Source organism: Hymenobacter glaciei, from assembly GCF_039539585.1.
GTDB lineage: Bacteria > Bacteroidota > Bacteroidia > Cytophagales > Hymenobacteraceae > Hymenobacter > Hymenobacter glaciei.
On record NZ_BAABDK010000010.1, the window covers coordinates 442,341 to 467,749 of the forward strand.

A 25,409-nucleotide genomic window follows, 5' to 3' on the forward strand; every position below is an offset into this window, starting at 1 on the left:
CCTGCTGGCCGACGGCGACATCCTCATCAACGAAACCCGCGCCACCGTCGAGGCGGACGTCGTGAACCTGGGCGACCGGCCCGTGCAGGTCGGCTCGCACTACCCCTTCTTCGAAACCAACGCCGCGCTGCACTTCGACCGCGCGGCGGCTTACGGGTTCCGCCTCAACATCCCGGCCGGCACAGCAGTACGATTCGAGCCCGCCGAACGCAAGCACGTTACTTTAGTGGCCCTCAGCGGCGAGCGCATCGTGTACGGCGGCAATGGCTGGATTGATGGGAAGCTGGAGGATGCTGGCAAGAAGCAGCAGGCGCTGGAGAAAATTTCCGTTTAAAACAGAACCTTATGAAAACCTATAAATGGGCTCTAACTGCTTTGAGTCTCTTTGTTTCTGCTTGTTCGCTCAGTAAGCAAAATTCAAAAATGTCGTCCTCGGAAGTGCTTGAAAGAGTGACGTTAATTGATAAAGTTACTCGCACCAAATACGTGCTTGATAGCACTCACACGAACATAACAGCTATTGATAGTAGCGGCAAACAATTATGGCAGACAAATCCTTGGAGAAAATACCTCTCTTCAAATACCCGTACCCACGCAAAACAACCTACTATCGATGTATTCTCATTGAACATACTTACTTATGATTTGACTAAAAATTATAGCTGGACTAAAAAAGACGATGAGGTAATTTCAATATCATATAATGGTCATCAAGGCCCTTTTGGTGTAATAAATAAGAAAACTGGTGAATTTATTTACCTAGGAATGGACTAGTTCACTGAGTAAAAGCTAATCCCAACCCATATCCCTCCCCATCTCCCGCCGCGCGTATGCCGACATGTACGGCCCCACCACCGGCGACCGGGTGCGCCTCGACGATACCGACCTGCTGATTCAGGTAGAAAAAGACTACTGCGTGTACGGCGAGGAATGCAAGTTCGGCGGCGGCAAGGTGCTGCGCGACGGTATGGGCCAGGCCGCCGGCATCGGGCCGCCCGATGCGCTGGACTTCGTGATTACCAACGCGCTGGTGGTTGACTACACCGGCATCTACAAGGCCGACATCGGCATCAAGGGCGGGCGCATCGTGGGCATCGGCAAGGCCGGCAACCCGCACATCATGCTCGGCGTCATTGCCGGCGAAGGCCAACTGCTCACAGCCGGCGGCATCGACTGCCACATCAGCATCCGTGGGTTAATTTGATTGTCAGGATGTACTCCGCCCGCCACGGCGCGGGCGCTGGCCGCCGTGCACGAAGACCGGCGGTAGGGTGCGGGGCTTGCCCCCGCCCGTCGTTGAACGGCTTATGACTGAATCGTTCAACGACGGGCGGGGGCAAGCCCCGCACCCTACGCCTCCCGAATCAGGCGATACAGCTGCTCGCGGTACGTGTCGCTCACCGGAATCTCTTTGTCCTGCAAGTAAATCGTGTTGCCATCGACCATCCGAATCTTATCCAGCGACACGATGAAGGACTTGTGCACCCGCAGAAACGGCGGCTGCGGCAGCGTTTCGGCCAGCTCCTTCAACGTTTGGTAGGTGACCACGCGCTGCGTAGGCAGGTGGATGGACACGTAGTTGCTCAGCCCCTCGATGTAGAGGATGTCGGCGTAGTTGATGCGCAGGAACTTGTTCTTGCTCTCACCCTTCACGAACATGTGGTCGGCGACAGGCAGCGCGGGCGAAACTGAAGCTGCAATTGGCGCCAGCACAGTAGGCAGTGGTGGGCCCGGCAGCAGCGCCAGCGCTTTTTGCGCAGCTTTGAAGAACCGCTCGAAGGAAATGGGTTTGAGCAGGTAGTCGACTACGTCGTTTTCGTAGCCTTCGAGGGCGTATTCGGGGTAGGCAGTGGTAAGGATGACTTTGCACTTATTGCCAGCCAGCTTGAGGAATTGCAGGCCCGTGAGTTTGGGCATCTGGATATCCAGGAACACCACGTCGACCTGGCCCTGCTGCACCATCGTCAGCGCCTCAATGGGGTTGGTGGTAGTGCCCACCAGCGTGAAGAAAGGCACCTGGCCAATGTAATCGGCCAGGATGAGCAGGGCCGGGGCTTCGTCATCAACGGCGAGGCAGCGAATCATGGGCGGGGTGAGTGAGGTTTGTAGGGCTAAAGAACGGCAGACAACAAGTCGTTTGTCATCCTGAGCGGAGCGAAGGACCTTATCACCAATAAACGGTTTGCAGTAAATCAGTTGGTTAATGCGCCTCGTTCATCGGTAATAAGGTCCTTCGCTATGCTCAGGATGACAGATAGCATTACCCCACCAGCCGCAACGATGTCGTGAACTGTTCGCCCGCCGAATCCACTTTTAGCGTGTGGCGCTCAGGGTACAGCAGCTCCAGGCGGCGAACGAGGTTGGGGAGACCGATGCCGGTGGTGGCATCTTTCTGGTCGTCGCTGCGCTGGTTTTTTACTGTGAAAAGCAACTGCTCGCCGTCGATATTCAGGCGAATGTGCACGGGATGTTCGGGGTCGTCATGCACGCCGTGCTTGATGGCGTTTTCCACGAAGGGGATGAGCACCAGCGGGGCCACGCGGCGGCCGGCCGGCTCGCCGCTCACGCGGAAATCGACGTGGAAGCTGTCGGGGAAGCGCAGGCGGTAAAGGTCCAGGTAGTTGTGCAGGTACTCGATTTCCTTTTCCAGCGCTACCTGGCCGTCGGGACTCTCGTGCAGCATGTAGCGCATCAGCTCCGAGAGTTTCAGGATGGCGTTGGCCACGGGTTTGGCCACGGGGTAGGCCATGCTGAAGAGCATGTTCAGGGTGTTGTAGAGGAAGTGCGGGTTGATTTGGGTTTTGAGAAAAGCCACTTCGGCAATGCGCTTTTCCTCGCGCAATTGCCGGTTTTCGCGCTCGCGGCGCACGGCCGCGCTGCCGGCCCAGAGCGCGGCACTGAGCACAATCATGGGGCTGCCGAAAAACATGTTGTCGAAAATGTAGTACGTCACCGACGTGTCGGGCGAGTAGTTGTGGAAGCCCAGCACGGCGGGGTAAATCACTTCCTCAATCAGGGCCCGGGCACCGATGTAGAGCGCCAGCACGCCCAGCAGCGCCGCTGCCAGCTGCGGCGCGCGGCCCGAGCGCAGCAGGCGCGGATACACCACCAGATAGCACAGGTAAAACTCAATGAAACGGATGAAGAGAACGGAGCCCGTGAGCCACAGGCCGATGCGCATCCCGGCCCGGTGATGCAGAAACACGCCCAGAAATTCGTAGCCGCCATACAGCAGCCAGCCCAGTATGTGCCAGCGAAGAGCGGATTTGGTGAGCAGATTGGCCATGGTAGCGCGAAGAGTAATGCAGAGCCAAAACTACCGCCCCCCGCCAGCGCCCACACCTTTTTTATGCGAAAGGCCGGTTTTGGGATGTGAAATCAGAAAAGGACGTTTTCGGGCGGTTGCAGCGGGTTTCGAGGCGTTGGAATAATGTTTTTTACCCTGAAAATGGCCCGGCTCACCTTTGAGCCATCAACCAGCCAACGCCCTTTCCGATGAACACCTTCGCCTGCGTCCGCCGCCTTTTCGTTCTGCTGCTCCTGGCTTTGCCGGCCCTTTCGCAGCGGGCCGCTGCTCAAGCTACTGCCACCGGCACCGTGCTGAACCGCACCGGCCAGCCGTTGCCTTTCGCCACCGCCGTGTTGCTGCATTTGCCCGATTCCACCATCGTCAACTCCCAAACTACCACTGAGCAAGGCGCCTACACCTTCGGCGGCGTAAAGACCGGCCGCTACTGTGTGAAGGCCCTATTGATGAGCTACACCAGTGCCCGCAGCGCCGCCTTTATAGTGAGCCAGGAGGCCGTTGCGGTGCCGTCCCTGCGCCTGGCGCCCGCCGCTACGGCGCTGAAAGAAGTAACCGTAGTGGGCAATACGCCCATGCTTGAGCAGCACGCCGACCGCACTGTGGTGAACGTGGCCCGCCTGAACACGGCCGGCGAAACAGCCCTCGATATCCTCAAAAAAGCCCCTGGCGTTACCCTCGACAAGGACGATAACGTGGTGTACCGCGGCAGTGCCGGCGTAAACGTGATGATTGATGGCAAGCTCACCTACATGAGCGGTGCGGCGCTAAGCAGCTACCTGAAATCCCTGCCTGCCTCGGCCATCAGCCAGATTGAGCTGATGCCCAACCCGCCCGCTTCGATGGACGCCGCCGGCACCGCCGGCGTGCTCAACATCAAGCTGCGCCGCAGCCAGCTGCCGGGCCTGAGCGGTACCTACAACCTGGGCCTCGGCCAGGGGCGCTACGAGAAAAGCTGGGCCGGCACCAACCTGGCCTACAATGTGGGCAAAGTGCGCCTGTTCGCCCGCCTAGACGCCGGCCGCTACAACTCCTTCAACCGCCTCACGATGATTCGCAACATCCGCGACAGCATCTTCAACCAGGAAAACGTGTGGCGGCCCCTCACTTACACCGCCAACTACACTACCGGTGCCGACGTGGCCCTCACCGCCAAGCAAAGCATCGGCGTCCAGCTGCGCGGCGGTTTCGACCAAACCGACGCCGTGAGCACCAGCAACTCCGTAACCACCGACCGGGCCGGCAACCCCGGCGGCCGTCGCCAGATGACCAACCCCCAAACCACCAACGGCACCAACCAGGCCCTGAACCTCTACTACCGCTACGCCCTCGACAGCACCGGCCGCGAGTTGAGTGCCGATGTTGACTACGTGCGCTACACCAGCACCAAAGCCCAAAGCTTCAACAACGTGGTGTTTGCGCCCAACGCCGAGCAGGGCCGTCCGGCCGAGCAGCTACGCAGCAACGCCTCGTCAGAAACCACCATCCGGGCCGCCAAAATCGACTACGTACACCCCTTTGCCGGCACCAAGTGGCGGGCCGAAGTAGGCGCTAAAACCAGCTGGGTTACCTCGCGCAGCGCCATCCAATTCGATAAGCTGATGAACAGCGGCTGGCAGCTCGATGCTCTGCGCACCAACCAGTTCGCCTACGACGAGCACATTAGCGCCGGTTACGTGAGCGTGAATACTACCCTTAACCGCCTGGAGCTGAAAGCCGGCCTGCGCGGCGAGCTCACCCAAACCACTGGCACGCCGGCTATCGGCCCGCGCATTGCCCGCAATTACTTCCAGTTGTTTCCCAGCGCTTTCGCCAGCTATAAAGTCGATGGAAACAACCAAGTGAGTGCCTCGGTGAGCCGCCGCATCACCCGCCCCGCCTACCAGAACCTGAACCCCTTCCTCAACTACTCCGACTTCTACACGGCCCAGCAGGGCAACCCCTTTCTGGCGCCTTCGCTCTCCCAATCCCTCGTGCTTAACTACCTGCATAAAGACTTCCAGGTGCTGAGCCTGAGCTACCTGCGCGAAACCAACTCCGTGAACAACGTAATAGCCCAGAACGACGACACCAACGTATCGACCAGCACCCCGCAGAACCTGGCCAAAACCAGCACCCTCACCCTGAGCTCGGGCGGCCACACCGACATCACCAAGTTTTGGGGCGTCGATAACCAATTAAGCGGCAGCTACACGCAGGTCAATACCATCATCCAAGACCAGCCCGTGAGCCTGGCCAGCTACAGCTGGTCGGCCAGTTCCAACCACACCTTTACCCTGCCCCGCAGCTACAAGCTACAAGTAGGCGGCAGCTACGACTCGCCTGCCGTGATGGGCCTTTACCACACCAAAGCCAACGGCGCCCTGAACCTGGGCCTGAAAAAGCAGCTCTGGGCCGAGCGCGCCACCTTCAGCCTGCGCGTCGCCGACGTGTTCAACACCAGCCGCTTCCGCAGCACGCTCAACTACAACAACGTGAACCAGACCTGGAACAACCAGTGGGAAAGCCGCCGCGTAACGCTCGCCTTCACCTGCAAAATCGGCAACGGCAAAACCCAGGCCCGCCGCGCCGCCGCCAGCTCCGATGAGGAAGGCCGCGTAGGGAATTAGTCGGTAGCTTACACGCTGCCTTAGAGCGGTTTCGAAGTCGGTGGATGTAGGGGCGGGGTCGTACATTGTTCCGCCTGTACACTGGCCACGAAACCGCTCTAATACCTCCTTGCCAACGGGTTATATTCCAGCAGCCGCGCATCCACCAGTCCTGCTAGCAGCGCATCGCCCAGCGGCTGCAGCTCCATTCTGCTCCGCGCCGCCGCGCAGTACCCCACATTCTCCCGCGCACCTGCGCCACTTCCAGCACGCTCCACTCGCGGGCGTCTGGTGGTGCCTGATGAGCCGAAACGTTGGCAGCAGGCGTAGCGGACAGGAGCGGGGCAGCGGGGCGAGTAGTCATCGGGGCGCTAAGAACGGGCCGGACGCGACTATTTGCTTGCGGCAGGAGCGGGCTGCCCTGTGCAATATGGTCGCCGTCCGCGCCGTTTCCAATACCGGCGGCCGACTCGTATTTTAGGGCTTTCGCCACGCCCGGGTTTATGCTGAACTACTACCGCCTTCTGGGCATCGGCCCCACGGCCACGCCCGCGCAAATTGAGCAAGCCTATACCCGGCAGCGCGCCCGCCTGCACCACCGTGCCACCGCCGACCCGGCCCTGCGCCACCGCCTGGCCGAGGTAGAGGCCGGCTACGGCATTCTGGCCCACCCGCGCCGCCGCGTGATGTACGACCAGCTCCTGGCCCAGCAACCTGCCCCGCCGCCCCCGGCTTCGGAAGCCCGCCTGCTGGCGCTGGCCCCCTGGGCCCGCCGCCTGAACGCGGCCCTGCTGGCCTTGTGCCTGCTGCTGGGCTTGGATTGGGCCTTGCCGCTGCGCGAATACCCGTCGGAAATCGTGCGAAGCCGTTTTCCTATTGCGGTATCGTCGTCGCTGTCCGACCCGCAGCTGGCTTACCGCGTGCACACCCCGCACACGAGTTTCCGGCTGCCCAGTGCCATTGGCTACCGGGTGCGCGAGGGCGACGCTTTGCACGTGTGGCAAACGCCCTTTTTGGGGGTAGTGCAGCGCATCAGCGCGCCCGCCTCGCCCGACGGCCCGGCTCCGTTTCGGCCCTACGACGGCACCATCTACGGCACGTTTGCCTTGTTGCCGCTGCTGTTGGCCGCTGTGGTTGCCGTGGGTTGCTGGCCCGGCCGCTCGCCCGAGCTGGTGGTGAACACCGCCGGCGTAGCCGCCCTGCTGGCGCTGCTGCTGGCCGTGCTGCTTTTCGCTTTTTAAAGGCCGTGCCTAACCCAGGTGCCACTTTTGCGGTTGAGCGTCGTACAGTAGCCGGCGGCGCATAGTTGCCGTATTCACCCTCCCGATATTCATGGATTCTATCTCCGCGCAACCCGAAGAACTATTGTTTAATGCCGCCCGCCGGGGCGACGTACCCGCGCTGCAGCAAGGCCTGGCCGCCGGTGTGGCCGTCGATGCCGCCAACGATAAAGGCTTCACAGCCCTCATCCTGGCCAGCTACGACAACCACCCCGAAGCTGCCCGCTTTCTGCTCGACCAGGGAGCCAACCCCAACCAGCAGGACATCACCGGCAACACGGCCCTGATGGGCGTCAGCTTCAAAGGCTACCCCGATGTAGCCCGCTTACTCATCGAGCGCGGGGCCGACCTCAACCTGCAAAACGGCAACGGCGGCACCGCCCTCATGTTCGCCGCCATGTTTGGCCGCCACGATGTGCTGAAGCTCCTGCTCGAAGCCGGCGCCAACAAGCACATCCCGGATGCCCGCGGCCTCACCGCCCTGCACCTGGCCGGCCAGCAGGGCAACGAAACTGCCTGGACGTTGCTCGGCGGCGCGCCACCGACAGGCGAGTAGGCTTTCTCCTCGGTGGTACGCGCCAGCCCGGCAAACCTAACCGGCTGGCGTGTACCTTGCTGTATGCGCAGCATCTCCTTCAACCCAGCCATGCTGACAGCAGTGCTGACCGGCCGCAAAACCGTCACGCGCCGCCGTCTGTCCTCCGGCTTGCCCATGCAGCAGGAGCCGGACCGGTACCGGTTTATTGGCGTATCTGCGCAAGGCGTGCTGTTCGAAGACAGTCACACCCAGCCGCCCTCCTTGCTGCCCCTGGTGCCGCTGCCCTTCGGCCCGCCCGACACTAGCCTAAGCGTGTTGGAAGACCCGTTGCTCGTACTGAAAATCGTGAGTGTGCGGGCCGAGCAGGTGCGCGAAATGACCAACGCCGATGCTGAAACGGAAGGCATTGGCGCCCGTCCGGAAGGCCCACTCCACTGGGGCGGGGTCGAGCCCAATGCCGCCCAGCCCGGCAGCTTTCACTGGTACGATAGTCCTATCGCGGCTTTTCAGGGACTACTTGATTCCATCTATCCCACCGCCTGGGCGCGCAACGAGTGGGTGTGGGTAATTGAGTTCGAGCGGCAGTAGCCGCGCGCCGATTACCCCAGCCACACGGCCGCCAGCGCCAGCAACGCCGGTACCGTCTGCACCAGCAGGATGCGTCCGCCCGCCGTGGCCGCCCCATACATACCTGCCACCGCCACGCAACCCAGAAAAAAGCTGGCCACGTTGCGGTGCCAGTTAGGGTCCGAAATCAATAGCGACCAGACAAGCCCGGCCGCCAGAAACCCGTTGTACAGCCCCTGGTTGGCAGCCAGCACCTTGGTGGGCTCAAACAGCTCCGGCCGCAGCGAGCGGAAGGTTTTGGGCCCGCGCGTGGTCCAGGCAAACATCTCCAGCCACAGAATGTAGCCATGAATCAGCGCCACGAGGGCAATCAGGATTTGGGCAAGCAGGTGCATGGCGGTGGGGGAAAGTGTAAAAAGCAGCGGCTAACTTACTCAATTGCCACTGGTGTGGGCCGCTACGGCTGGGGTAGGCAGGGGCTTCGGGCACGCAAAAGGCCCGCCGGGTGGGGCGGGCCTGGGGTTAGGCTTATAAACAACAGAATTGCCGCTATTATTAAGTGATAATGTCATGCCAAAGGCAAATGCTGACGTTTAACCTATTTAGTGAATATTTCGATAAACTTTTTGTGCACTTCATGGCATAGAATAGCATCTTCCATAGCGTTATGATGTATGCTTCTTATTAATCCAAAATACTCGATGCAATCCGTTAAGGATTTTATATCAGGTCTGATAATATTGATACAGGCAGCCAATTTGGAAATTGATTGTACATCAAGGTGTCTATAACTTATTTTGTTATATAGGTTATCAAACTTATTGACTGAGCACATTTTCTTGAAAAATGGAACATCAAAAGTTGTATTCCAAGCTCCAAAGTGGAAGTCGTATCCAAATTTTTGAAAAAAATCCGTTAGCACTTCTGCTTGTGAAGGACTGTTTATTAGTGATGCATAGTCAATCCCATGTACGGATACTGCATCATTGTTTTTGAGCGCTGGATTGGATAAGCTTATCCTGGAATAGAATTCGTTTATCCTGTTGCCGTTCTCATCTACCAGCACAGCTCCAAACTCTACAGGCTCATCTTTAAAGATATCGATGCCTGTTGTCTCAAAGTCAATAAAGCAAATTTTCGAATTAGTAGTCAAGGACTTCATAATAAGTTGGGTCAGAGGTTATGTTATTCAATTCCGACATGCACTTAGTGTACACGCATCCATCCTCATCAGTTCGCTTGAATAGGAATGCAAATGGTCTCACCGCCTTATCACGCGATATTTTTGATGGGCAAAGGATTAAGTGGTCGTCGAAGCGATAAAAAGAGTAAAAGTTGGGATGTACTTTAATAAAATGAATTCTAATTTTTGCTTTAATCTGTTTCTTTCTTTTGAGCTCATTAAACTGAGAAATAAGTGTTGTTTTTGTTTCGATTATTTTATTTCTAGTGCTAGTAGAACTTCCAGCCTGATTCCAGTGCTTCTCCAATGCATCTACAAATATGTTGTCTTCATGATAGATAAAAATATTTATTTGTTTTCCCTTCTGTCCAGCAATTTTTGCGATTGCATCGTTATAAGTACTAAATAGAGTTTGTCCATAAGTCAGATACATGTCGATTCTAGTCGCGCCTAGTAAGTATTTTCTGAAATCAAAGTCCATAAAACTAGGATAGTAACTTACTAATCCTGATGTTATAACTTCTTTTGAAATCTCAAAATTGCGCAGCATGTTTTCATAAACTTCTTTTCGGGAAAATAAATCAAAATAAATGCCTACTAATAGGCCAGTTAAAGCTGCAATAGCTAGATTTGAAGCTATGTTAATATAAGGTATAGCGTCCGAGCTAGGATTTTTTGCTTTGAAAAGTTCAGTAGCCAATAATATTATGATTGTAATCAAAAATATTAATATGTTAATGGGGGTAAAGACTTTCGCTTTCATATGAATTTTTGTTTGTGAAAATTTAGAGAAATTAACCCTGCGCCCCCAGCTTCCCCAGAATCTCCAGCGCGGCCGTGGCGATGACCGTGCCCGGGCCGTACACGCCGGCCACGCCGGCATCGTACAGAAACTTGTAGTCCTGGGCGGGAATCACGCCGCCGGCAATCACCAGAATGTCTTCGCGGCCGAGCTGCTTCAGCTCCGCCAGCAGCTGGGGGAGCAGGGTTTTGTGGCCGGCGGCGAGGCTGCTCACCCCCACCACGTGCACGTCGTTGTCGGCGGCCTGGCGGGCTACTTCGGCGGGCGTCTGGAAGAGGGGCGCGAGGTCAACGTCGAAGCCCACATCGGCGAAGCTGGTGGCGATGATTTTGGCGCCGCGGTCGTGGCCGTCCTGGCCCATTTTGGCTACCAGCATGCGCGGCCGGCGGCCTTCGTTGGTGGCAAACTCCTCGGCCGCCGCGCGCGCCCGCTCGAAGGCTTCGTTGTTGTGCATCTCGCTGCTGTACACGCCGGCCACGGTGCGCGAGGTGGCCTGGTGGCGGCCATACTGCGCTTCGAGGGCATCGGAGATTTCGCCTAGCGTAGCGCGGGCGCGGGCTGCGGTAATGGCCAAAGCCAGTAAGTTGTGCGAGTTGAGGGCAGAGGGCTGAATGGATGCATCGGTGCCGCCTGTTGCTTCCGCATTCAGCGCTCCCAGTTCCTCCACTCTGATTCCGGCCGCTTCGGTGAGGGCGGCCAGGGCCACTTTCACAGCTACGGGGTCGCGGTCGGTGCGCACTTGCTGCAGGCGGGCAATCTGGCTGGTGCGCACGGCGTCGTTGTCGATGTCGAGCACTTCAACCTCCGTTTTTTCGGTGGTCTGGTACTTGTTCACCCCCACGATGATTTCCTGGCCCGAGTCGATGCGCGCCTGCTTGCGGGCAGCGGCTTCCTCGATGCGCAGCTTGGGCAGGCCGGTTTCGATGGCCTTGGCCATGCCGCCCAGCTCCTCCACTTCCTGAATCAGCGCCCAGGCCTTATCGGCCAGCTCGTGGGTCAGGGTTTCGACGTAGTAGCTGCCGCCCCAGGGGTCGACTACTTTGGTGATGTCGGTTTCGTGCTGCAAATACAGCTGGGTGTTGCGCGCGATGCGGGCCGAAAAGTCAGTGGGCAGAGCAATGGCCTCATCCAGCGCATTGGTGTGCAGGCTTTGGGTGCCGCCGAGCGCGGCGGCCAGCGCCTCAATGGCCGTGCGGGCCACGTTGTTGTAGGGGTCTTGCTCGGTGAGGGAGTAGCCCGACGTCTGGCAGTGCGTGCGCAGGGCCAGGCTTTTGGGGTTGGTGGGATTGAACTGCTGCATGAGCTTGGCCCACAACAGACGGCCGGCGCGCAGCTTGGCAATCTCCATGAAGTGGTTCATGCCAATGGCCCAGAAGAAGCTCAGGCGCGGGGCAAACTCGTCAATCTTCATGCCCGCGTCGAGGCCGGCGCGCACATACTCCAGGCCGTCGGCCAGGGTGTAGGCCAGCTCCAGGTCGGCGGTGGCGCCGGCTTCCTGCATGTGGTAGCCCGAGATGGAAATAGAGTTGAATTTGGGCATGCGCGCCGCCGTGTAGCTGAAAATATCGGCGATGATGCGCATGCTCGGCGCGGGCGGGTAGATGTAGGTGTTGCGCACCATGAACTCCTTCAGAATGTCGTTCTGGATGGTGCCCTGCAGCTGCTCGGGCTGCACGCCCTGCTCCTCGGCCGCCACAATGTAGAAGGCCAGCACCGGCAGCACGGCCCCGTTCATGGTCATGCTCACCGACATCTGGTCGAGCGGAATCTGGTTGAAGAGGATTTTCATATCCTCTACCGAGTCGATGGCCACCCCGGCCTTGCCCACGTCGCCCTGCACCCGCGGATGGTCGGAGTCGTAGCCACGGTGCGTGGCCAAATCGAAGGCCACGCTCAGTCCTTTCTGCCCACCGGCCAGGTTGCGACGATAAAATGCGTTCGACTCTTCTGCTGTCGAGAAGCCCGCGTACTGCCGCACCGTCCACGGGTTTTGGGTGTACATGCTGGCGTAGGGCCCGCGCAGGTAGGGCGCCTGCCCCGCGCCAAAACCCAGGTGGTCGAGGTGGGCTACATCGGCTGCCGTGTACACGGGCTTGATGGCAATGCCCTCGGGCATGAGCGTCGCAGCCGTGTCGGGCGCGGTGGTTGCTGCCGTAGCAGGAGCCGCATCGTAGGGAATCGAAGAGAAATCGGGCTTCATAGGTCGGAAGGGAGTCGGGCCGTTATCTGTCAATTCGAGCGCAGCGTAATGCAGCAATTATCATCTCGATGCGACTGGCCTTGTATTGTGAGAAGCGTTTTGAAATGCTTCAGTGATTATTGCTGTAATGGCCTTGATGCCAGGTACGCCCGGCTATGCCGTAACTGGTGGCACTTGCCGGCCTTGCAGCCGCGCCAGCACTTCCTCGGTTGTGTAGCCCTGCACCTTCATTTCCTGGAAGCCAAACACGCGCACGGCCTCGTGCATGGTGGCCAGGTCGGCCGAGAGCAGGGCCGGCGGAATGAACTGCTGCTTCTCAGTTGGAATCTGGTAGATGAAGCGGGCAAAGCGCCGGAACTGCTCGGGCGTGGCGTACATCAGCGTGGCTTCCTCGGCCGAGGAGTAGAGCAGCGACAGCGTGCCGGCCGGGTGGCTGGCCGCCAGCTCGGGCCGCTCGTGCGCCTGCAGCATCTGCAGGAAGCTTTCCAGAATTACCTGGTTGGTGTTGGCTCCGAGCAGCACCACGGCCGCCCGCTTGCTCTTGCGGTCGCGGCGCTCAAAGTGCAGCGCCGTGGCCAGGCGCAGCACTTCGGTGGGGTATGCCGCCCTCGTCACATCAAACTCGGCCGAGCGCAGGAGCTTTTTGGGATGGAAGGAGAAATTTTCGTGCGGGTTCTGGAAGCGGTTGGTGCCCACTACCACCTGGTGGCCGCTGGCAATGCGCCGGAAGGTTTCGTTGGCCACGGTCTTAATCTCCTCCAGCAGCTGTCCGCGCATCTGCGTCAGCCCGCCGGCTACTTCAATGCGCTGAAACAGCGCCCAGGCCTCGCGGGCCAGCTGGTCGGTCAGGGTTTCGAGGTAGTAGGAGCCGGCGGCGGGGTCCTGCACGCGTCCCAGGCCGGCTTCCTCGCGCAACAGCACCGAAAGGTTGCGCGCCAGGCGGGCCGAAAACTCGTTGCTGTCGGCAAACAGGCAGTCGAACGGAGCTACGCTCAGCGAGTCGGCCCCGCCCAGCACGGCGCTCATGGCCTCGGTAGTGTGGCGCAGCAGGTTGGTATGCGCGTCGAGGGTCGTCTGCGTCCAGGTGGCCGTCGTGGTGTGGATGCGCAGGCTGGCGTTTAGCTCGGCGGGCAGGCCGAAGGCGTGCAGCAGCGTGGCCCACAGGCGGCGTAGGGCGCGCAGCTTGGCAATTTCGAGGAAGTAACCGGGCATCACGGCTATGTGCAGGTGCAGCGCGGCCGCTACTTCAGCAGCCGGGGTCTCATCGTTGGGCAGCTCGGCCAACAGGGCCGCGGCCGTGTTCAGGCTGAAAGCAATTTGCTGCGTCGCCGTAGCGCCGCGGTTGCCGAAAAAAGCCCCATTCACAGCCAGTGCCCGGAAGTCGGGCATGGCCGTGGCCAGGCGCACACAGCGGCGCAGGCCAGCGCGGTAGTCGGCCAGCTCGGCCCCTGCGGGCACGGCGCCGGGCGCAAAGCGCAGGAAACCGCGCAGCGCGGTGCCAGGCGCAGCATCCACTAACCGGCCCAGGAGCGCATCGGGAGCTGCCGTGGTGGTGTAACCGACAAACGTGCTGGCCAGTGGCAGCCGCTCGGCCAGGTAAGCCACGTCGAAAGTCGCCGCGTCGTGGCACACGAAGTGCATGCCGTCGGCTCCGCGTGCCAGGGCGTCGGCCGCCTGCTCAATTTGCAGGCGGCCGTCCTGGCCGGCGGGCACATTCAGGCTGGGTACATTCAGCCAGGGCGCGGTGGGGTGCGGCAGCGGCGCGGGCGGGCCACCCAGAGCCACAAGGGCTTCGCGGTGGTAAAAAGGCTCCAGGCTGAAGCCATCGGGCAGGGGCCAGCGCAGGGTAGCGGGGTCGCGGCCCTTTAGTTCGCGGGCCAGGCGAGCCTGCCACTCGGCAGTGCTGACGGCCGGAAACTCGGCAAAAGAAACGGGCGAAGCGGAAGACAATTCGTCCATGAATTCTTTGTTGTGGATAATGAAAAACGGGCCAGCCAAACAAAACTGGCCGAAAGATACCAAGCAGCGGACTTACCCACTTTTAAGTACCGGCTTCTACGGGAGCTGGTCGTAGTTTTACCGAAACTTTCTATCGAATTAAATAGCCTATATGCTCCGGACGCTTACGTTCTGCCTTGCCTTGCTGGTGTTGCCGCACTTGCTGCATGCCCAAACTAACTGGCGGCCAGGCTATATCATCACCTTGCCGGGCGATACCCTCCGGGGTACCGTCGATTACAGCCTAAGCTCTCGTAGTGCCTATGAGTGCCATTTTAAAGCCTCGCCTTCCGGCGAGGCTGCTGCATACGCACCTGCCCAGCTGCGGGGCTATGGGTTTTTCTACGACCGGTTTTACCAGTCGCAGCGGGTGCTGAAGCTGGCGATTGCCGGCGATACAACTACGCAGGTAGCTTTTGCAGAGGTACTGGTGCAGGGAGCGGCCTCCTTGTATCGGTTTGCCGCGGGCAACACCAGCGAGCAGTACTATGTGCACCGTTCTGCGGGCCCATTGCAGCAGCTGGTGCAAACATCGGAGCGTGTGGTAGAAAATGGCCGCGTCTTTCATCGCGAAAAAGCACTGTACCGCGCCACGTTTGCTGAAGTATTTCAGGGGTGCCCGGCTGTGCAGTTCGAGGTGATAAAGGCACCCTTCAACCGAAACAGCATGGTGCAATTGGTGCGGCATTACAACGACTGCGTAGGCGGCCCACAGGTTGTATCGGCCGTTACGGCCTCGAACCGCCGCAGCTACCTTTTGCTCTCGGCCGTGGCCGGCGGGCAGCTCGGCACGCTGGACATCGAAACCAGCTTTCCCAAACAGCACACCATTCTGCCGGCCAACCCATCGCCGGTGGTGGGCCTGGCGCTGCAGCAGTACCTGCCGCTAATGGGCAACCGGTGGTCGTTGCGGGTCGAACTGCTGTACCAGCGCCAGCATTATGAGCGGGAATTTACTGGCAGCAATCCGTACCGCACCTATTCTTATCAAGAGCATGTGCGGGTGCAGTTCGACCAGTTGCGCGTGCCCATCGAAGTACGGTTTTCGCCCTCCAGCAGGCGCATCAAGCCCTTTGTAGCACTCGGGGCCAGCATCGGCTTTGCCCTTAAGAACATCAGTGAATCGCAGTACCGGTACCTTCCTGCAGTCGACTACTCGCCGTGGCAGCCAATTATCCAGTCTCGCAACCTCGAGCAGGGAGTGCTGTTGGGCGTGGGGGCTGCCACCCAATTGGCCAACAAGCGCCACGTAGCGGCCGAGCTGCGGGCCGAGCGCGGCAACGGATTTAGCGCGGTTGTGGACATTGGAACACTCGTTACCCGGTATTCATTGCTCTTCAGCTACGACCTTTCCAAGCAGTCGCGCTGAAACACGGGGCGCGTTTGCAACCAGCATTCGGGCTCCTGCCACAGCCCTCACTGGCTTGGGCACTTCCCGGATTCGCCCAATCGCACGGCTGCGATGGCTGCGGCAACAGGGGAGTGCAACGTTTGGGTAAAGCGCACCATCGCACGACAAAGCTGTGGCGCGGCTGTACCTCTGCCAACCGGACAGTATCTTGCCGTGCCGTTGACGGCGTTATTCGTTAAAAATAGCATTTCATGATTTTCGGCTTTCCTTCCCGGCTCGTGCTGGGCTTTTCTCTGGCGCTGGCGCTGGCCACCGGCTGCCAACGCGCCGCCTACGCCCCCACGGCCCATTTCGTGCCCGTTACGAGCCAGCCGGTAGGTAAAACGCAGGCCGAAGACCCTGCCATTGCCGCCCTCATCGCGCCCTACCACGACAAGGTAACCGCCCAGATGACCGAGGTACTCGGCACTGCCCCACAACCGATTACAAAGGGCCCCGGCGAAAACCCACTCTCCAACTTCGTGGCCGACCTGCAGCGCACCCGCGCCAGCGCCGAGCTCAAGCAGCCCATTGCACTGGGCGTGATGACCAACGGCGGCCTGCGTGCCGGCTTTGTGGCCGGGCCGGTCACGCTGGGCTCGGTGTTCGAGCTCATGCCCTTCGAGAACGAGTTGGTCGTCCTCGATGCCCCCGGCCCGGTGGTGCAGCAGCTGTTCGACTACGCTGCCCACATCAAAATGCCTATCTCCGGTGCCACCTACACCGTCACCTTCGACGGCATGCCCAAGGACATTCGCATCGGCGGCCAGCCCTTCGATGTGAATGACAGCCGCACGTACTCCATTGCCATTTCCGATTACCTGGCCACCGGCGGCGACAACCTTTCGTTCTTCAAAGCCCTCACGCCGCGCCATACCAACGTGCTGCTCCGCACAGCCATTGCCGACCACATCCGCGCCCTCACCAAGGCCGGCAAGCCCGTCACGGCCCAGGTCGAAGGCCGGGTAAAAGCCAATTAAGAATGAAGAATGAGAAATGCAGGAATTGTGGACCGTCACAATTCCTGCATTTCTCTTGTCAATTCTTCATTCCTCATTCTTCATTCCTCATTGAAAATGCAGCGTCGCGAATTTCTCCGCAATTCCCTCCTTGGCACCGCCGGCCTCACCGTGCTGGGTGGCTTAGCTAACTCCGCCGAAGCCGCTGCTACCGCCAAGGCTCCGCTTAAGCTCACCATTCTGCACACCAACGACATGCACTCGCGCATCGAGCCCTTCCCCGACAACGGCGGGCAATGGGCCGGGCTGGGCGGTATGGCCCGGCGCGCGGCGCTCATCAAGGACATCCGCGTCAAGGAGCCCAACGTGCTGCTGCTCGACTCGGGCGACATCTTTCAGGGTACGCCCTACTTCAACTTCTTCGGCGGCGAGCTCGAGTACAAGCTCATGAGCCAGATGGGCTACGACGCCAGCACCCTGGGCAACCACGACTTCGACAACGGCCTCGAGGGCCTGCAGCGCCAGCTGCCCAACGCTACCTTCCCCTTCCTCATCGCCAACTACGACTTCTCGAAGACGCCGCTGGCTGGCCGGTTCGAGCCATACAAGGTATTCGACAAGCAGGGCATCCGCGTGGGCGTGTTCGGCATCGGCATCGAGCTGAGCGGCCTGGTGGCCGATAAGAACTTTGGGCAGACTGTTTTTCTTGACCCCGTCGCCAAAGCCAAGGAAATGGTGGCCCAGCTGCGCGGCCCCGAGCGCTGCGACCTCGTCATCTGCCTCTCGCACCTCGGCTATAAGTACGAAAGCACCAAGCTCGACGACCGCAAGCTCGCGGCCCAGGTTTCGGGCATCGACCTCATACTAGGCGGGCACACCCACACGTTCATGGACGCGCCCGAGCCCATCGCCAGCCCCGACGGCCACTCCACGCTCGTGAACCAGGTGGGCTGGTCAGGCATAAATCTGGGAAGGCTGGATTATGAATTTTCAGCAAAAAACAAGCGCGCCGGGCTGGCAAGTGCCGCCGTGGTGCCGGTTCGGGCGGCCTGCTAAAAGCACGACATACACAAGGCCATTTCGGCTTTTTTAAGTGCGAAGTTTTCCACAATTTTGTCCCCCTCTAAAAAATAACGCCCGCTTCGGGCGGCTCATTTCGGTCTTCTTTTTGCTCCCGGTTTGTTGCCGGTTTCCTTTCAATCGTTCAAATGCTCAAGGATTTTCGCACGGTTTGGGCTGGCTGCTTGCGCAGCATCTCGGCGGAAATCGGGGAGCAGAGCTTTAAGACCTGGTTCCAGCCCATTGTGCCGGTCGAGCTGAAGGGCAACGTGCTCACCATTCAGGTGCCGAGCGCCTATTTCTACGACTGGCTGGAGGAGCATTACGTGGATGAACTGCGCCGCGCGCTCTACCAGCAGCTGGGCAGCGAAGGCCGCCTCGAATACAGCGTGGTGGTAGACCAGGGCAACGAGCAGACGCCGCCCCGCGCCTTGCACCTGCCGCCCACCCGCAAGCAGGCCGCTCCCGACCCGCGCGACGCGCCCCAATCCATGCCGGGTATGCCCGTTGGTAACCCGTTGGCGGGTAGTGCCCGCGCCGGGTCGGCCCGCTACGTCAACTCGGGGGCCGTGCGCACCACACCACGCGGCAATAACTTCGCCAACGGCGGCGGGGCCGACACGATGGCGATGCCCCGCAACCCCTTCGACCAGGCCCGCCCGATGGACGGCAACCTCGTGCCGTCGCAACTCAACGGTTCGTACACGTTCGACAACTACATCGAGGGCGACTGCAACCGCCTGGCCCGCTCGGCCGGCCTCGCGGTGGCCAACAAGCCCGGCACCACCAGCTTCAACCCGCTGATGGTGTACGGCGGCGTGGGCCTGGGCAAAACGCACCTCGTGCAGGCTATTGGCAACCACATCAAGGCTACCGCGCCCGAGCGGTTTGTGCTGTATGTGTCGGCCGAGAAGTTCACCAACCAGTTCATCGACAGCGTGCAGCGCGCGCAGGTACAGGACTTTGCGAACTTCTACCTGCAGGTCGATGCACTGATTCTGGACGACGTGCAGTTTCTGGCCAACAAGGGCAAGACCCAGGAGATGTTCTTTCACATCTTCAACCACCTGCACCAGTCGGGCAAGCAGATTGTGATGACCTCCGACCGGCCCCCCAAGGACCTGCTGGGCCTGGAGGACCGGCTGCTCAACCGCTTTAAGTGGGGCCTGACGGCCGACGTGCAAAGCCCCGACTTTGAGACGCGGGTGGCCATCATCCGCAACAAGATGGAGCAGGACGGCATCGACATTCCGCCGGACCACGTGGTGGATTACCTGGCCAACTCGGTGCACACCAACGTGCGCGAGCTGGAAGGTGTGATTGCCTCGCTGGTGGCCCAAAGCAGCCTGAGCCGCCGCGACATCGACCTGGAAATGGTGAAGCAGGCCCTGCGCCACATTATTGAGGAGGTAGAGGCCGAGGTAAACCTCGACTTCATTCAGAAGACCGTGGCCGCGTATTTCAGCATCTCCGTTGAGTTGCTGAAGGACAAAACCCGCAAGAAGGAAGTGGTAACGGCCCGCCAGGTTGCCATGTACTTCGCCAAGCACCACACGGCGCACACCTTGAAAACCATTGGCTTCCACTTCGGTGGCCGCGACCACACCACCGTGATGCACTCGGTGCAAACCGTGTCGGACTTGGTGGATTCAGACAAGAAATTTCGCGACCAGGTGGACGAGCTGCGGAAGAAATTCGCCAAGAAATAAGGGCCCATTCAGCCTAAATTGATAAGGGGGCTAAAGACCACTGTGAAGTGTCTTTAGCCCCCTTATCGTTTGGGGAAAGCCAAGGTTGGTTAAACTGCGGCCGCTGGGCTCACTTCCTGCAAGGGGAGGCTGTGCTTGGCGGCAAAGTCTCGTATCTGCTCGCGGAAACTGGCTTTACGCATCCGGCCTTTTACTTCGCGCAGGTTGAGGGCGTAGATTTCGCCGTCTTTCTGACGGACGCGCAACAACAGGGGCTTGAGCTCCAGAGCAGCAATGTTTTCGGCGGCGAACACCTGCTTGGGACGGAACAGGCCATTTTTGTGCACGATGTAGCCAGGGGTAAACTCGAGGTAGCTCTGGGTACCAAAAATAGGCGCGTTGTTCACCAACACATAGCCGAGGTACACGAACGTGAAGACCAGGAATACCCAGTGCAGAAAGTGGTAGTCCTGCGCGCCGGTGTTGCTCAGAATCCCGAACAGCACGTAGGCCAGCCAGAAAAGGCCGATGGCGAGCTGGCCCCAGAACGGGACGCGGGAAGTGTTGGCGGGGCGGAGGCGGATGCGGGTGGTACCAGTGGGCATAGCGACAAATTTAGTTGCTAGTTGTTAGTTGTCGGTTGTCAGAGCTAAAAAGAACGTCATGCTGAGCGTAGCCGAAGCATCTCTACCGCACAACGCAATCCACACGGTTGGTTTGCTGCTGCAATAGAGATGCTTCGGCTGCGCTCAGCATGACGTTCTTTCTGTGTTCAATTCAGCTATGTGGAACCTAGCCCAGAAACTTGGCTTCCAGCGTCATTTTGGGCACGGCGCTCAGTACTTTCGATACCGGGCAGTTTTCCTTGGCGTCTTCGGCGTGTTTCTGGAAATCGTCGGGCGTGATGTTGCCGCCGGTTACGTGGCCCTCGGTGCTCACGTGGATGTGCTCGATGACGGGGTGGCCGTTGTTGGGGTTCATCGTCACGGTGCTGGTGGTTTTGATGCTCTCTACCGAGTGGCCGTGCTTGGTGAGCACGCTGGTGAGGTACATGGTGTAGCAGCCGGCGTGGGCCGCGCCAATCAGCTCTTCGGGGTTGGTGCCGGCTTTGCCTTCGAAGCGGCTGCCCACGGAGTAGGGAGCATTGAGCGCGCCGCTTTCGGTGCTGAGGATGCCGCTGCCTTTGATGTCGCCGGTCCAGGCGGCCGTGCCTTTGTGGTCTGCCATGATAAAGTGAGTTGGAAAAGGTGAATGAGTGAGGTGAGCTTCAGCTTGCTGTTGTTGCAGCCAGGCTTGCAAGCTTAACGGTAGCCACCAGCGCAGGTTGCCCAGGCGGCAACACCCGAACCCCGCCAACGTACCTTCGTCGCCCCTCCAACGGCTTTTACTATCGCATTCATGGGACTGAAAGCTTCGCTAAGCCGCCCGCTGGCCCGCTACATTGCCCGGCGCTACGCCCGCTGGCAGCATCGCCCCGAAACCACCCAGCGCGAGCTGCTGGCCAAGCTCACGGCCACGGCGGCCGGCACCGCGTTTGGCCGTGCCCACGACCTAGGCGGCATCCGCACGCCCGCCGATTTGGCCCGGCAGGTACCCGTGCGCGATTACGAAGCTCTCAAGCCCTGGTTCGACCGCACCCAGGCCGGCGAGGCCGACGTGCTCTGGCCCGGCCACCCACTGTACCTGGCCAAAACCAGCGGCACCACCTCGGGTACCAAGTACATTCCGATTACCAAGGACAGCATCCCGAACCACATCGAGGGCGCCCGCGATGCCCTGCTGTACTACATCTACCGCACTGGCCGCAGTCGCTTTCTCGATGGCAAGCTGATATTCCTGTCGGGCTCGCCGGCGCTGGAAATGCACCACGGCATTCGCACCGGCCGGCTCTCGGGCATTGCCAACCACCACGTGCCGGCCTACCTGCGCCGCAACCAGCTACCGAGCTACCCCACCAACGTCATCGAGGATTGGGAAACCAAGCTGGAGCGCATCGTGGATGAAACCCTGGGCCAGCCGATGACCCTGATATCCGGCATTCCGCCTTGGGTGCAGATGTACTTCGACCGCCTCACGGCTCGCACCGGCCGGCCCATCAAGGACCTGTTCCCCGACTTCAACTTGTTCGTCTACGGCGGCGTCAACTTCGAGCCCTACCGCGCCAAGCTCTTCGAAAGCATCGGCCGGCCCGTCGACAGCATCGAGCTGTTCCCGGCCTCCGAAGGCTTCCTGGCTTTTCAAGACGAGCCCGGCAACCCCGGCCTGCTGCTGCTGCTGAACAGCGGCATCTTCTACGAATTCATCCCCGCCGAGCGATTCTTCGAGCCCGACGCGCCCCGTCTCACCATCGCCGACGTGGAGCTGGACCGCAACTACGCCGTGGTGCTCACCTCCAACGCCGGCCTGTGGGCCTACAGCCTCGGCGACACGGTGCGCTTCGTGAGCCTGCAGCCCCACCGCGTGGTGGTCACGGGCCGCATCAAGCACTTCCTCTCGGCCTTCGGCGAGCACGTGATAGGGGAGGAGGTGGAGCAGGCCCTGCGCGAAGTGATGGCCCAAACCCCCGAGGTCGAAGTCACCGAATTCACCGTGGCCCCGCTCGTGAGCGACGACCCCGCCACGCCCTCGCGCCACGAGTGGCTGGTGGAGTTTGCCCGCCCCCCGCACGACTCTACTGCCTTCGCCGTAGCCCTGGATACGGCATTGCGCCACCGCAATACTTACTACGACGACCTGCGCCGGGGCAACATTCTGGTACCATTGCAACTCACACAGCTGCCTGCTGGGGCCTTCCAGCGCTACATGAAAAGCCTGGGCCGACTAGGTGGGCAGAACAAGGTGCCGCGCTTGGGGAACGATAGGAAGGTGGCGGAAGGGCTGGCCAGCATGGGCTAAAATCCGTAACTTTAACCATGCTTCGTCTCGATAGAACTGTCACCCGCAAAACCACTTTGCACGCCGACCAAGATGTGGAGGACGTAGCTTATTGGCTCACCAAAGCCCCGGAAGAGCGCATGGCTGCTATTGAAATTATGCGCCAGCTGGCCTACCCGTTTCACCTGCCCAACCACGATGAAGGCCAACCAGCTCAACCCCGACTTCAAAGAATTTATCGAATTATTAAACGCTCACGCGGTTGAATATTTGGTGGTGGGCGCTTTCGCGGTAGCCCGCTACGGCGTGGTGCGCAACACCGGTGATATTGATGTGTGGGTGAACCAAACCCCCGAAAACGTAGCGCGGCTGGTACGTGTACTGGCCGCCTTCGGCGTTGCCAGCCTGGGGCACACGGTGACCGATTTCATGGAACCTGGTACCATTGTGCAAATCGGCGTGTCGCCCATCCGCATCGACTTATTAACCGCCATCGACGGCGTTGGCTTTGCAGAGTGTTACCCCAAGCGGGAAAGCAGTGTGCTTGATGGCGTCCCCGTAGCGGTTATCAGCATCCACGACCTGCGTCGCAACAAGGCCAGCACCGGCCGCGCCAAAGACGAGGAGGATTTACGCTTGCTCGATAGCCAAAACCCGGGTGAATAATCAATGCGCCTCGCCTTCGACCTCGACAACACCCTCATCCGCTGCGGCTACGACTTCCCACTCGAAACGCCCCAACGGCGCATCCTGGCGCGGCTGCTGAGCAACGAGCAGCTGCGCCACGGCACCAAAGCACTGACCGACCATTGCCGGCAGCGCGGCTGGGAAGTGTGGGTGTACACCACTTCCTACCGCAGTGCCTGGCGCATCCGCCGGCTCTTCTGGCTCCACGGCATCCGGCTCGATGGCGTGGTGAACCAACAGCGGCACAACCGCGAGGTAAAGGCCCACTGCACCAAACACCCGCCCAGCTTCAGCATCGACTTGCTGATTGACGATTCGGAAGGCGTGCGCATCGAAGGCGAGCGGCACGGCTTCCAGGTACTGGTGGTGCAGCCAGAGAATGCGCTGTGGGCGGAGAAGGTGCGGGCCTCCTTGGATTCCCTTTAACTTAGCCCCCAAGCCAAGCTTTTTCCGCTGCCCAGCGGCTCGCTCGCTGCTCTGAATAGAAGCTATAATTTAGCAGGGCTTGTTCATTACACTGACTTATACTGAGCCTGGAATGGATATAGGCGGCGGAATTTTGCTTTTGTTGGGAGCAGCCTTAATAGCCGGGTTTTGGGAACATTCGCGCCGTAAGCGAAAGAAAGTGCTGCTTCTCGGCCGCCCTCTTTTCGCAACCGTAGCTGAATACCGCTCAGAATTTGGCCGGGTGGCTGGTGCCTGGACCACTTTAGATTACCCGTACGTAACCTATCAGGACGAGGAAGGGGCATGGAAAAAAGAGCGGTTAGGCTATGCTACCAGCGGCAATAGAGAATTTTTTATCGGCCACTTGATTGAGGTAGTACATTTCGAAGGTGTTCTGTATTATCGGCCAGTTTTGGAAAGCTGGGACCTGCCGGTTATTGGGATGGCAGCCGGTGCGTTTATCTTCGGCTTAACCTTTTTGATTCCGGGATTGGCAAGCTGGCTGGGTTTCTAGCTGAATAGTAATCCCGGTACTTGCAGGAGTATCGTAGAATCCCAATGACCGAGCCCGTCCTCCGCGTCACCTGCCTGGCCGCACCGGATTCCTTCTACCTTAGCCCCATGCGCAAGTTTCTCAGTCTCTTTAGCTGCTGGCGCATGTTTTTATAGTCAAATCGATATGTGGAGTAACTACTACGACTACTATGAAATCAGGGCATCGGCGAGCTATGGCCTAACCGCTGATACGAAGCAGATGCAAACCAAGCTTGATGCAATGCCGGAATTAAAGCGGGTAGGATTGATGAACTACAAAAATGCCGCCGGCTACCCCTGGATAGACTTATTGCTTGCCAAAGGACGAGCTGGGGGTTTTGCCTCCTCAAACGATACCTGGCACGACGAATTCGATATGATTCCAATCGTGTGTTCAAAATCAGAAAACGGAAGTGTACCGACATCTCAAATTGCCTTTTTAGTGTGTGTAGCTAAAACGCTGGGGTGGGAACTGATAAATGAAGAAGATGACGCTGGGCAAGAAGATATAATAGTATGGAAACCAATTTAAAGCCCGCCCTCCACGCCGCCTGCCAGGCCTTCATCGAGCAGCGCATTGCCGCCGCCCGCACCGCCATGCAAGCTGCCCAGGAATCCTCCTCCTCCGAAACCAAGAGCAGCGCCGGCGACAAGTATGAAACCGGCCGCGAAATGGCTAACGCCGAGCGCGACCGCAACGCCGCCCACATGCAGCAGGCCCAGCAGCTGCAAGCCGAACTCGGCCGCATCAACCCCGAAGCCGCCTGCGACACCGTACGTCCCGGGGCCCTCGTCGGCACCAGCCTGGGCCGGTTCTACATCAGCATCAGCGCCGGCAAGCTGGATGGAGCCGACGTGTTTGCCGTGTCACCCGCCGCGCCCGTCGCCGTGGCGCTAAAGGGCTTGCGAGTAGGGGAGGCAGCCGTTTTCAACGGCAAGACGGTGCAAATTGAAACGATAGAGTAGCTGCGGCTTCTCAAGCGGCTCCGAGTAACATATGAGCACTCCAAAGTGCCTTATCAGCACGTCCGAGTGGCGTATGAGCAAGCAAAAGTGCTCTATGAGATTGCGGAAGTGTCGTATGAGCAAGCAAAAGTGCCGTATGAGTACGTCCAAGTGCTCTATGAGCAAGCAAAAGTGTCCTATGAGATGCCCAAAGTGTCATAGGTATGCCCGGAAGTGTCGTAGGTATGGGCAAAAGTGCCGTACGTAAGGATTAAAGTGGCATAGGTATGCCCGGAAGTATTGAGGTGGTCTAGCTAAGCCGGACACAATTGGGACGTGGTTTGAAGTTGCTTTTCAAAGTGGTTG

At 59.4% G+C, this 25,409-nt stretch carries 27 protein-coding genes; 17 read left to right on the forward strand and 10 right to left on the reverse strand.

The genetic code is table 11. From position 1 onward, the window contains the following. Positions 1 to 25: 25 nt before the first annotated feature. Genes ureB through ABD837_RS06680 form a run of 3 tightly spaced genes read left to right on the forward strand, consistent with a single transcriptional unit; the run spans position 26 to position 1,204 of the window. Positions 26 to 334 (forward strand): urease subunit beta, encoded by a 309-nt coding sequence (gene ureB, locus ABD837_RS06670; RefSeq protein WP_425554304.1) that lies wholly within the window; start codon positions 26 to 28, stop codon positions 332 to 334. Between the two features lie 11 nt (positions 335 to 345). Further along, positions 346 to 774: a hypothetical protein gene (locus ABD837_RS06675; protein ID WP_345051900.1), complete on the forward strand. Its 429-nt coding sequence runs from the start codon at positions 346 to 348 to the stop codon at positions 772 to 774. A 40-nt stretch (positions 775 to 814) separates the two neighbouring features. Next, a complete protein-coding gene (locus tag ABD837_RS06680) occupies positions 815 to 1,204 on the forward strand; it encodes a hypothetical protein (protein WP_345051988.1) in 390 nt (129 codons plus the stop codon). 146 nt (positions 1,205 to 1,350) lie between these two features. On the opposite strand, the gene ABD837_RS06685 is transcribed toward ABD837_RS06680, so the two are convergent. Then, positions 1,351 to 2,085 carry a LytR/AlgR family response regulator transcription factor gene (locus ABD837_RS06685; RefSeq protein ID WP_345051903.1) on the reverse strand — a complete coding sequence of 245 codons (735 nt, stop codon included), beginning with the start codon at positions 2,083 to 2,085 and terminating at the stop codon, positions 1,351 to 1,353. 175 nt (positions 2,086 to 2,260) lie between these two features. Further along, positions 2,261 to 3,286, reverse strand: a complete 1,026-nt coding sequence (locus ABD837_RS06690) for a sensor histidine kinase (protein WP_345051905.1) — start codon at positions 3,284 to 3,286, stop codon at positions 2,261 to 2,263. Positions 3,287 to 3,495: 209 nt separating this feature from the next. On the opposite strand from ABD837_RS06690, the gene ABD837_RS06695 reads away from it, so the two are divergent. Beyond that, entirely contained in the window at positions 3,496 to 5,913 is a 2,418-nt protein-coding gene (locus ABD837_RS06695) for a TonB-dependent receptor (RefSeq protein ID WP_345051908.1), read from the forward strand. 154 nt (positions 5,914 to 6,067) lie between these two features. Here the strand turns inward: ABD837_RS06695 and ABD837_RS06700 are convergent, their stop codons facing one another. Continuing rightward, positions 6,068 to 6,256 carry a hypothetical protein gene (locus tag ABD837_RS06700; RefSeq protein WP_345051911.1) on the reverse strand — a complete coding sequence of 63 codons (189 nt, stop codon included), beginning with the start codon at positions 6,254 to 6,256 and terminating at the stop codon, positions 6,068 to 6,070. Positions 6,257 to 6,395: 139 nt separating this feature from the next. On the opposite strand from ABD837_RS06700, the gene ABD837_RS06705 reads away from it, so the two are divergent. From ABD837_RS06705 to ABD837_RS06715, 3 genes are all read left to right on the forward strand, one after another. Beyond that, a complete protein-coding gene (locus ABD837_RS06705) occupies positions 6,396 to 7,133 on the forward strand; it encodes a J domain-containing protein (RefSeq protein WP_345051913.1) in 738 nt (245 codons plus the stop codon). A 91-nt stretch (positions 7,134 to 7,224) separates the two neighbouring features. Next, entirely contained in the window at positions 7,225 to 7,728 is a 504-nt protein-coding gene (locus ABD837_RS06710; protein ID WP_345051917.1) for an ankyrin repeat domain-containing protein, read from the forward strand. Between the two features lie 63 nt (positions 7,729 to 7,791). Continuing rightward, positions 7,792 to 8,298 (forward strand): ASCH domain-containing protein, encoded by a 507-nt coding sequence (locus ABD837_RS06715; RefSeq protein WP_345051920.1) that lies wholly within the window; start codon positions 7,792 to 7,794, stop codon positions 8,296 to 8,298. 11 nt (positions 8,299 to 8,309) lie between these two features. On the opposite strand, the gene ABD837_RS06720 is transcribed toward ABD837_RS06715, so the two are convergent. From ABD837_RS06720 to ABD837_RS06740, 5 genes are all read right to left on the reverse strand, one after another. Further along, positions 8,310 to 8,672 (reverse strand): DUF1304 domain-containing protein, encoded by a 363-nt coding sequence (locus tag ABD837_RS06720; protein WP_345051922.1) that lies wholly within the window; start codon positions 8,670 to 8,672, stop codon positions 8,310 to 8,312. A gap of 203 nt (positions 8,673 to 8,875) precedes the next feature. Further along, entirely contained in the window at positions 8,876 to 9,439 is a 564-nt protein-coding gene (locus ABD837_RS06725; RefSeq protein WP_345051924.1) for a 3'-5' exonuclease, read from the reverse strand. Beyond that, positions 9,420 to 10,223 (reverse strand): hypothetical protein, encoded by an 804-nt coding sequence (locus ABD837_RS06730; RefSeq protein ID WP_345051927.1) that lies wholly within the window; start codon positions 10,221 to 10,223, stop codon positions 9,420 to 9,422. Before ABD837_RS06730 ends, ABD837_RS06725 begins: the two co-directional genes overlap by 20 nt. A 31-nt stretch (positions 10,224 to 10,254) precedes the next feature. Continuing rightward, on the reverse strand, positions 10,255 to 12,462 hold the full coding sequence (scpA, locus tag ABD837_RS06735; protein WP_345051930.1) for a methylmalonyl-CoA mutase: 2,208 nt from the start codon (positions 12,460 to 12,462) through the stop codon (positions 10,255 to 10,257). Between the two features lie 153 nt (positions 12,463 to 12,615). Further along, positions 12,616 to 14,421, reverse strand: coding sequence for a methylmalonyl-CoA mutase family protein (locus ABD837_RS06740; protein ID WP_345051933.1), 1,806 nt, complete (start codon positions 14,419 to 14,421; stop codon positions 12,616 to 12,618). A gap of 151 nt (positions 14,422 to 14,572) precedes the next feature. Between ABD837_RS06740 and ABD837_RS06745 the strand changes: the two genes are divergently transcribed. The 4 genes from ABD837_RS06745 (at position 14,573) to dnaA (ending at position 19,577) form a co-directional block, all read left to right on the forward strand. After that, the gene (locus tag ABD837_RS06745; protein WP_345051935.1) at positions 14,573 to 15,829 is read left to right on the forward strand and encodes an outer membrane beta-barrel protein; all 1,257 of its coding nucleotides are present in this window, start codon (positions 14,573 to 14,575) and stop codon (positions 15,827 to 15,829) included. Positions 15,830 to 16,062: 233 nt separating this feature from the next. Continuing rightward, a complete protein-coding gene (locus tag ABD837_RS06750; RefSeq protein ID WP_345051937.1) occupies positions 16,063 to 16,830 on the forward strand; it encodes a 5'-nucleotidase C-terminal domain-containing protein in 768 nt (255 codons plus the stop codon). Positions 16,831 to 16,926: 96 nt separating this feature from the next. Beyond that, a complete protein-coding gene (locus tag ABD837_RS06755; protein ID WP_345051940.1) occupies positions 16,927 to 17,865 on the forward strand; it encodes a bifunctional metallophosphatase/5'-nucleotidase in 939 nt (312 codons plus the stop codon). Between the two features lie 152 nt (positions 17,866 to 18,017). Then, entirely contained in the window at positions 18,018 to 19,577 is a 1,560-nt protein-coding gene (gene dnaA, locus ABD837_RS06760; protein ID WP_345051943.1) for a chromosomal replication initiator protein DnaA, read from the forward strand. Between the two features lie 89 nt (positions 19,578 to 19,666). Here dnaA and ABD837_RS06765 read toward each other — a convergent pair whose 3' ends face one another. Further along, a complete protein-coding gene (locus ABD837_RS06765; RefSeq protein ID WP_345051946.1) occupies positions 19,667 to 20,161 on the reverse strand; it encodes a hypothetical protein in 495 nt (164 codons plus the stop codon). Positions 20,162 to 20,348: 187 nt separating this feature from the next. Then, positions 20,349 to 20,783 (reverse strand): OsmC family peroxiredoxin, encoded by a 435-nt coding sequence (locus ABD837_RS06770; RefSeq protein ID WP_345051950.1) that lies wholly within the window; start codon positions 20,781 to 20,783, stop codon positions 20,349 to 20,351. A gap of 171 nt (positions 20,784 to 20,954) precedes the next feature. Here ABD837_RS06770 and ABD837_RS06775 point away from each other — a divergent pair, with 171 nt between their 5' ends. The 6 genes from ABD837_RS06775 (at position 20,955) to ABD837_RS06800 (ending at position 25,064) form a co-directional block, all read left to right on the forward strand. Next, on the forward strand, positions 20,955 to 22,451 hold the full coding sequence (locus ABD837_RS06775) for a GH3 family acyl-acid amido synthetase (RefSeq protein WP_345051952.1): 1,497 nt from the start codon (positions 20,955 to 20,957) through the stop codon (positions 22,449 to 22,451). Positions 22,452 to 22,628: 177 nt separating this feature from the next. Beyond that, entirely contained in the window at positions 22,629 to 23,096 is a 468-nt protein-coding gene (locus ABD837_RS06780) for a nucleotidyltransferase (RefSeq protein ID WP_345051955.1), read from the forward strand. A 3-nt stretch (positions 23,097 to 23,099) separates the two neighbouring features. Further along, positions 23,100 to 23,543 (forward strand): hypothetical protein, encoded by a 444-nt coding sequence (locus ABD837_RS06785; protein ID WP_345051958.1) that lies wholly within the window; start codon positions 23,100 to 23,102, stop codon positions 23,541 to 23,543. Positions 23,544 to 23,622: 79 nt separating this feature from the next. Beyond that, complete coding sequence (locus ABD837_RS06790; protein WP_345051960.1) at positions 23,623 to 24,078, forward strand: hypothetical protein; 456 nt, start codon at positions 23,623 to 23,625, stop codon at positions 24,076 to 24,078. Between the two features lie 165 nt (positions 24,079 to 24,243). Further along, on the forward strand, positions 24,244 to 24,630 hold the full coding sequence (locus ABD837_RS06795; protein ID WP_345051964.1) for a hypothetical protein: 387 nt from the start codon (positions 24,244 to 24,246) through the stop codon (positions 24,628 to 24,630). Next, positions 24,615 to 25,064: a 3-oxoacyl-ACP synthase gene (locus ABD837_RS06800; protein ID WP_345051967.1), complete on the forward strand. Its 450-nt coding sequence runs from the start codon at positions 24,615 to 24,617 to the stop codon at positions 25,062 to 25,064. Before ABD837_RS06795 ends, ABD837_RS06800 begins: the two co-directional genes overlap by 16 nt. Positions 25,065 to 25,409 lie beyond the last annotated feature (345 nt).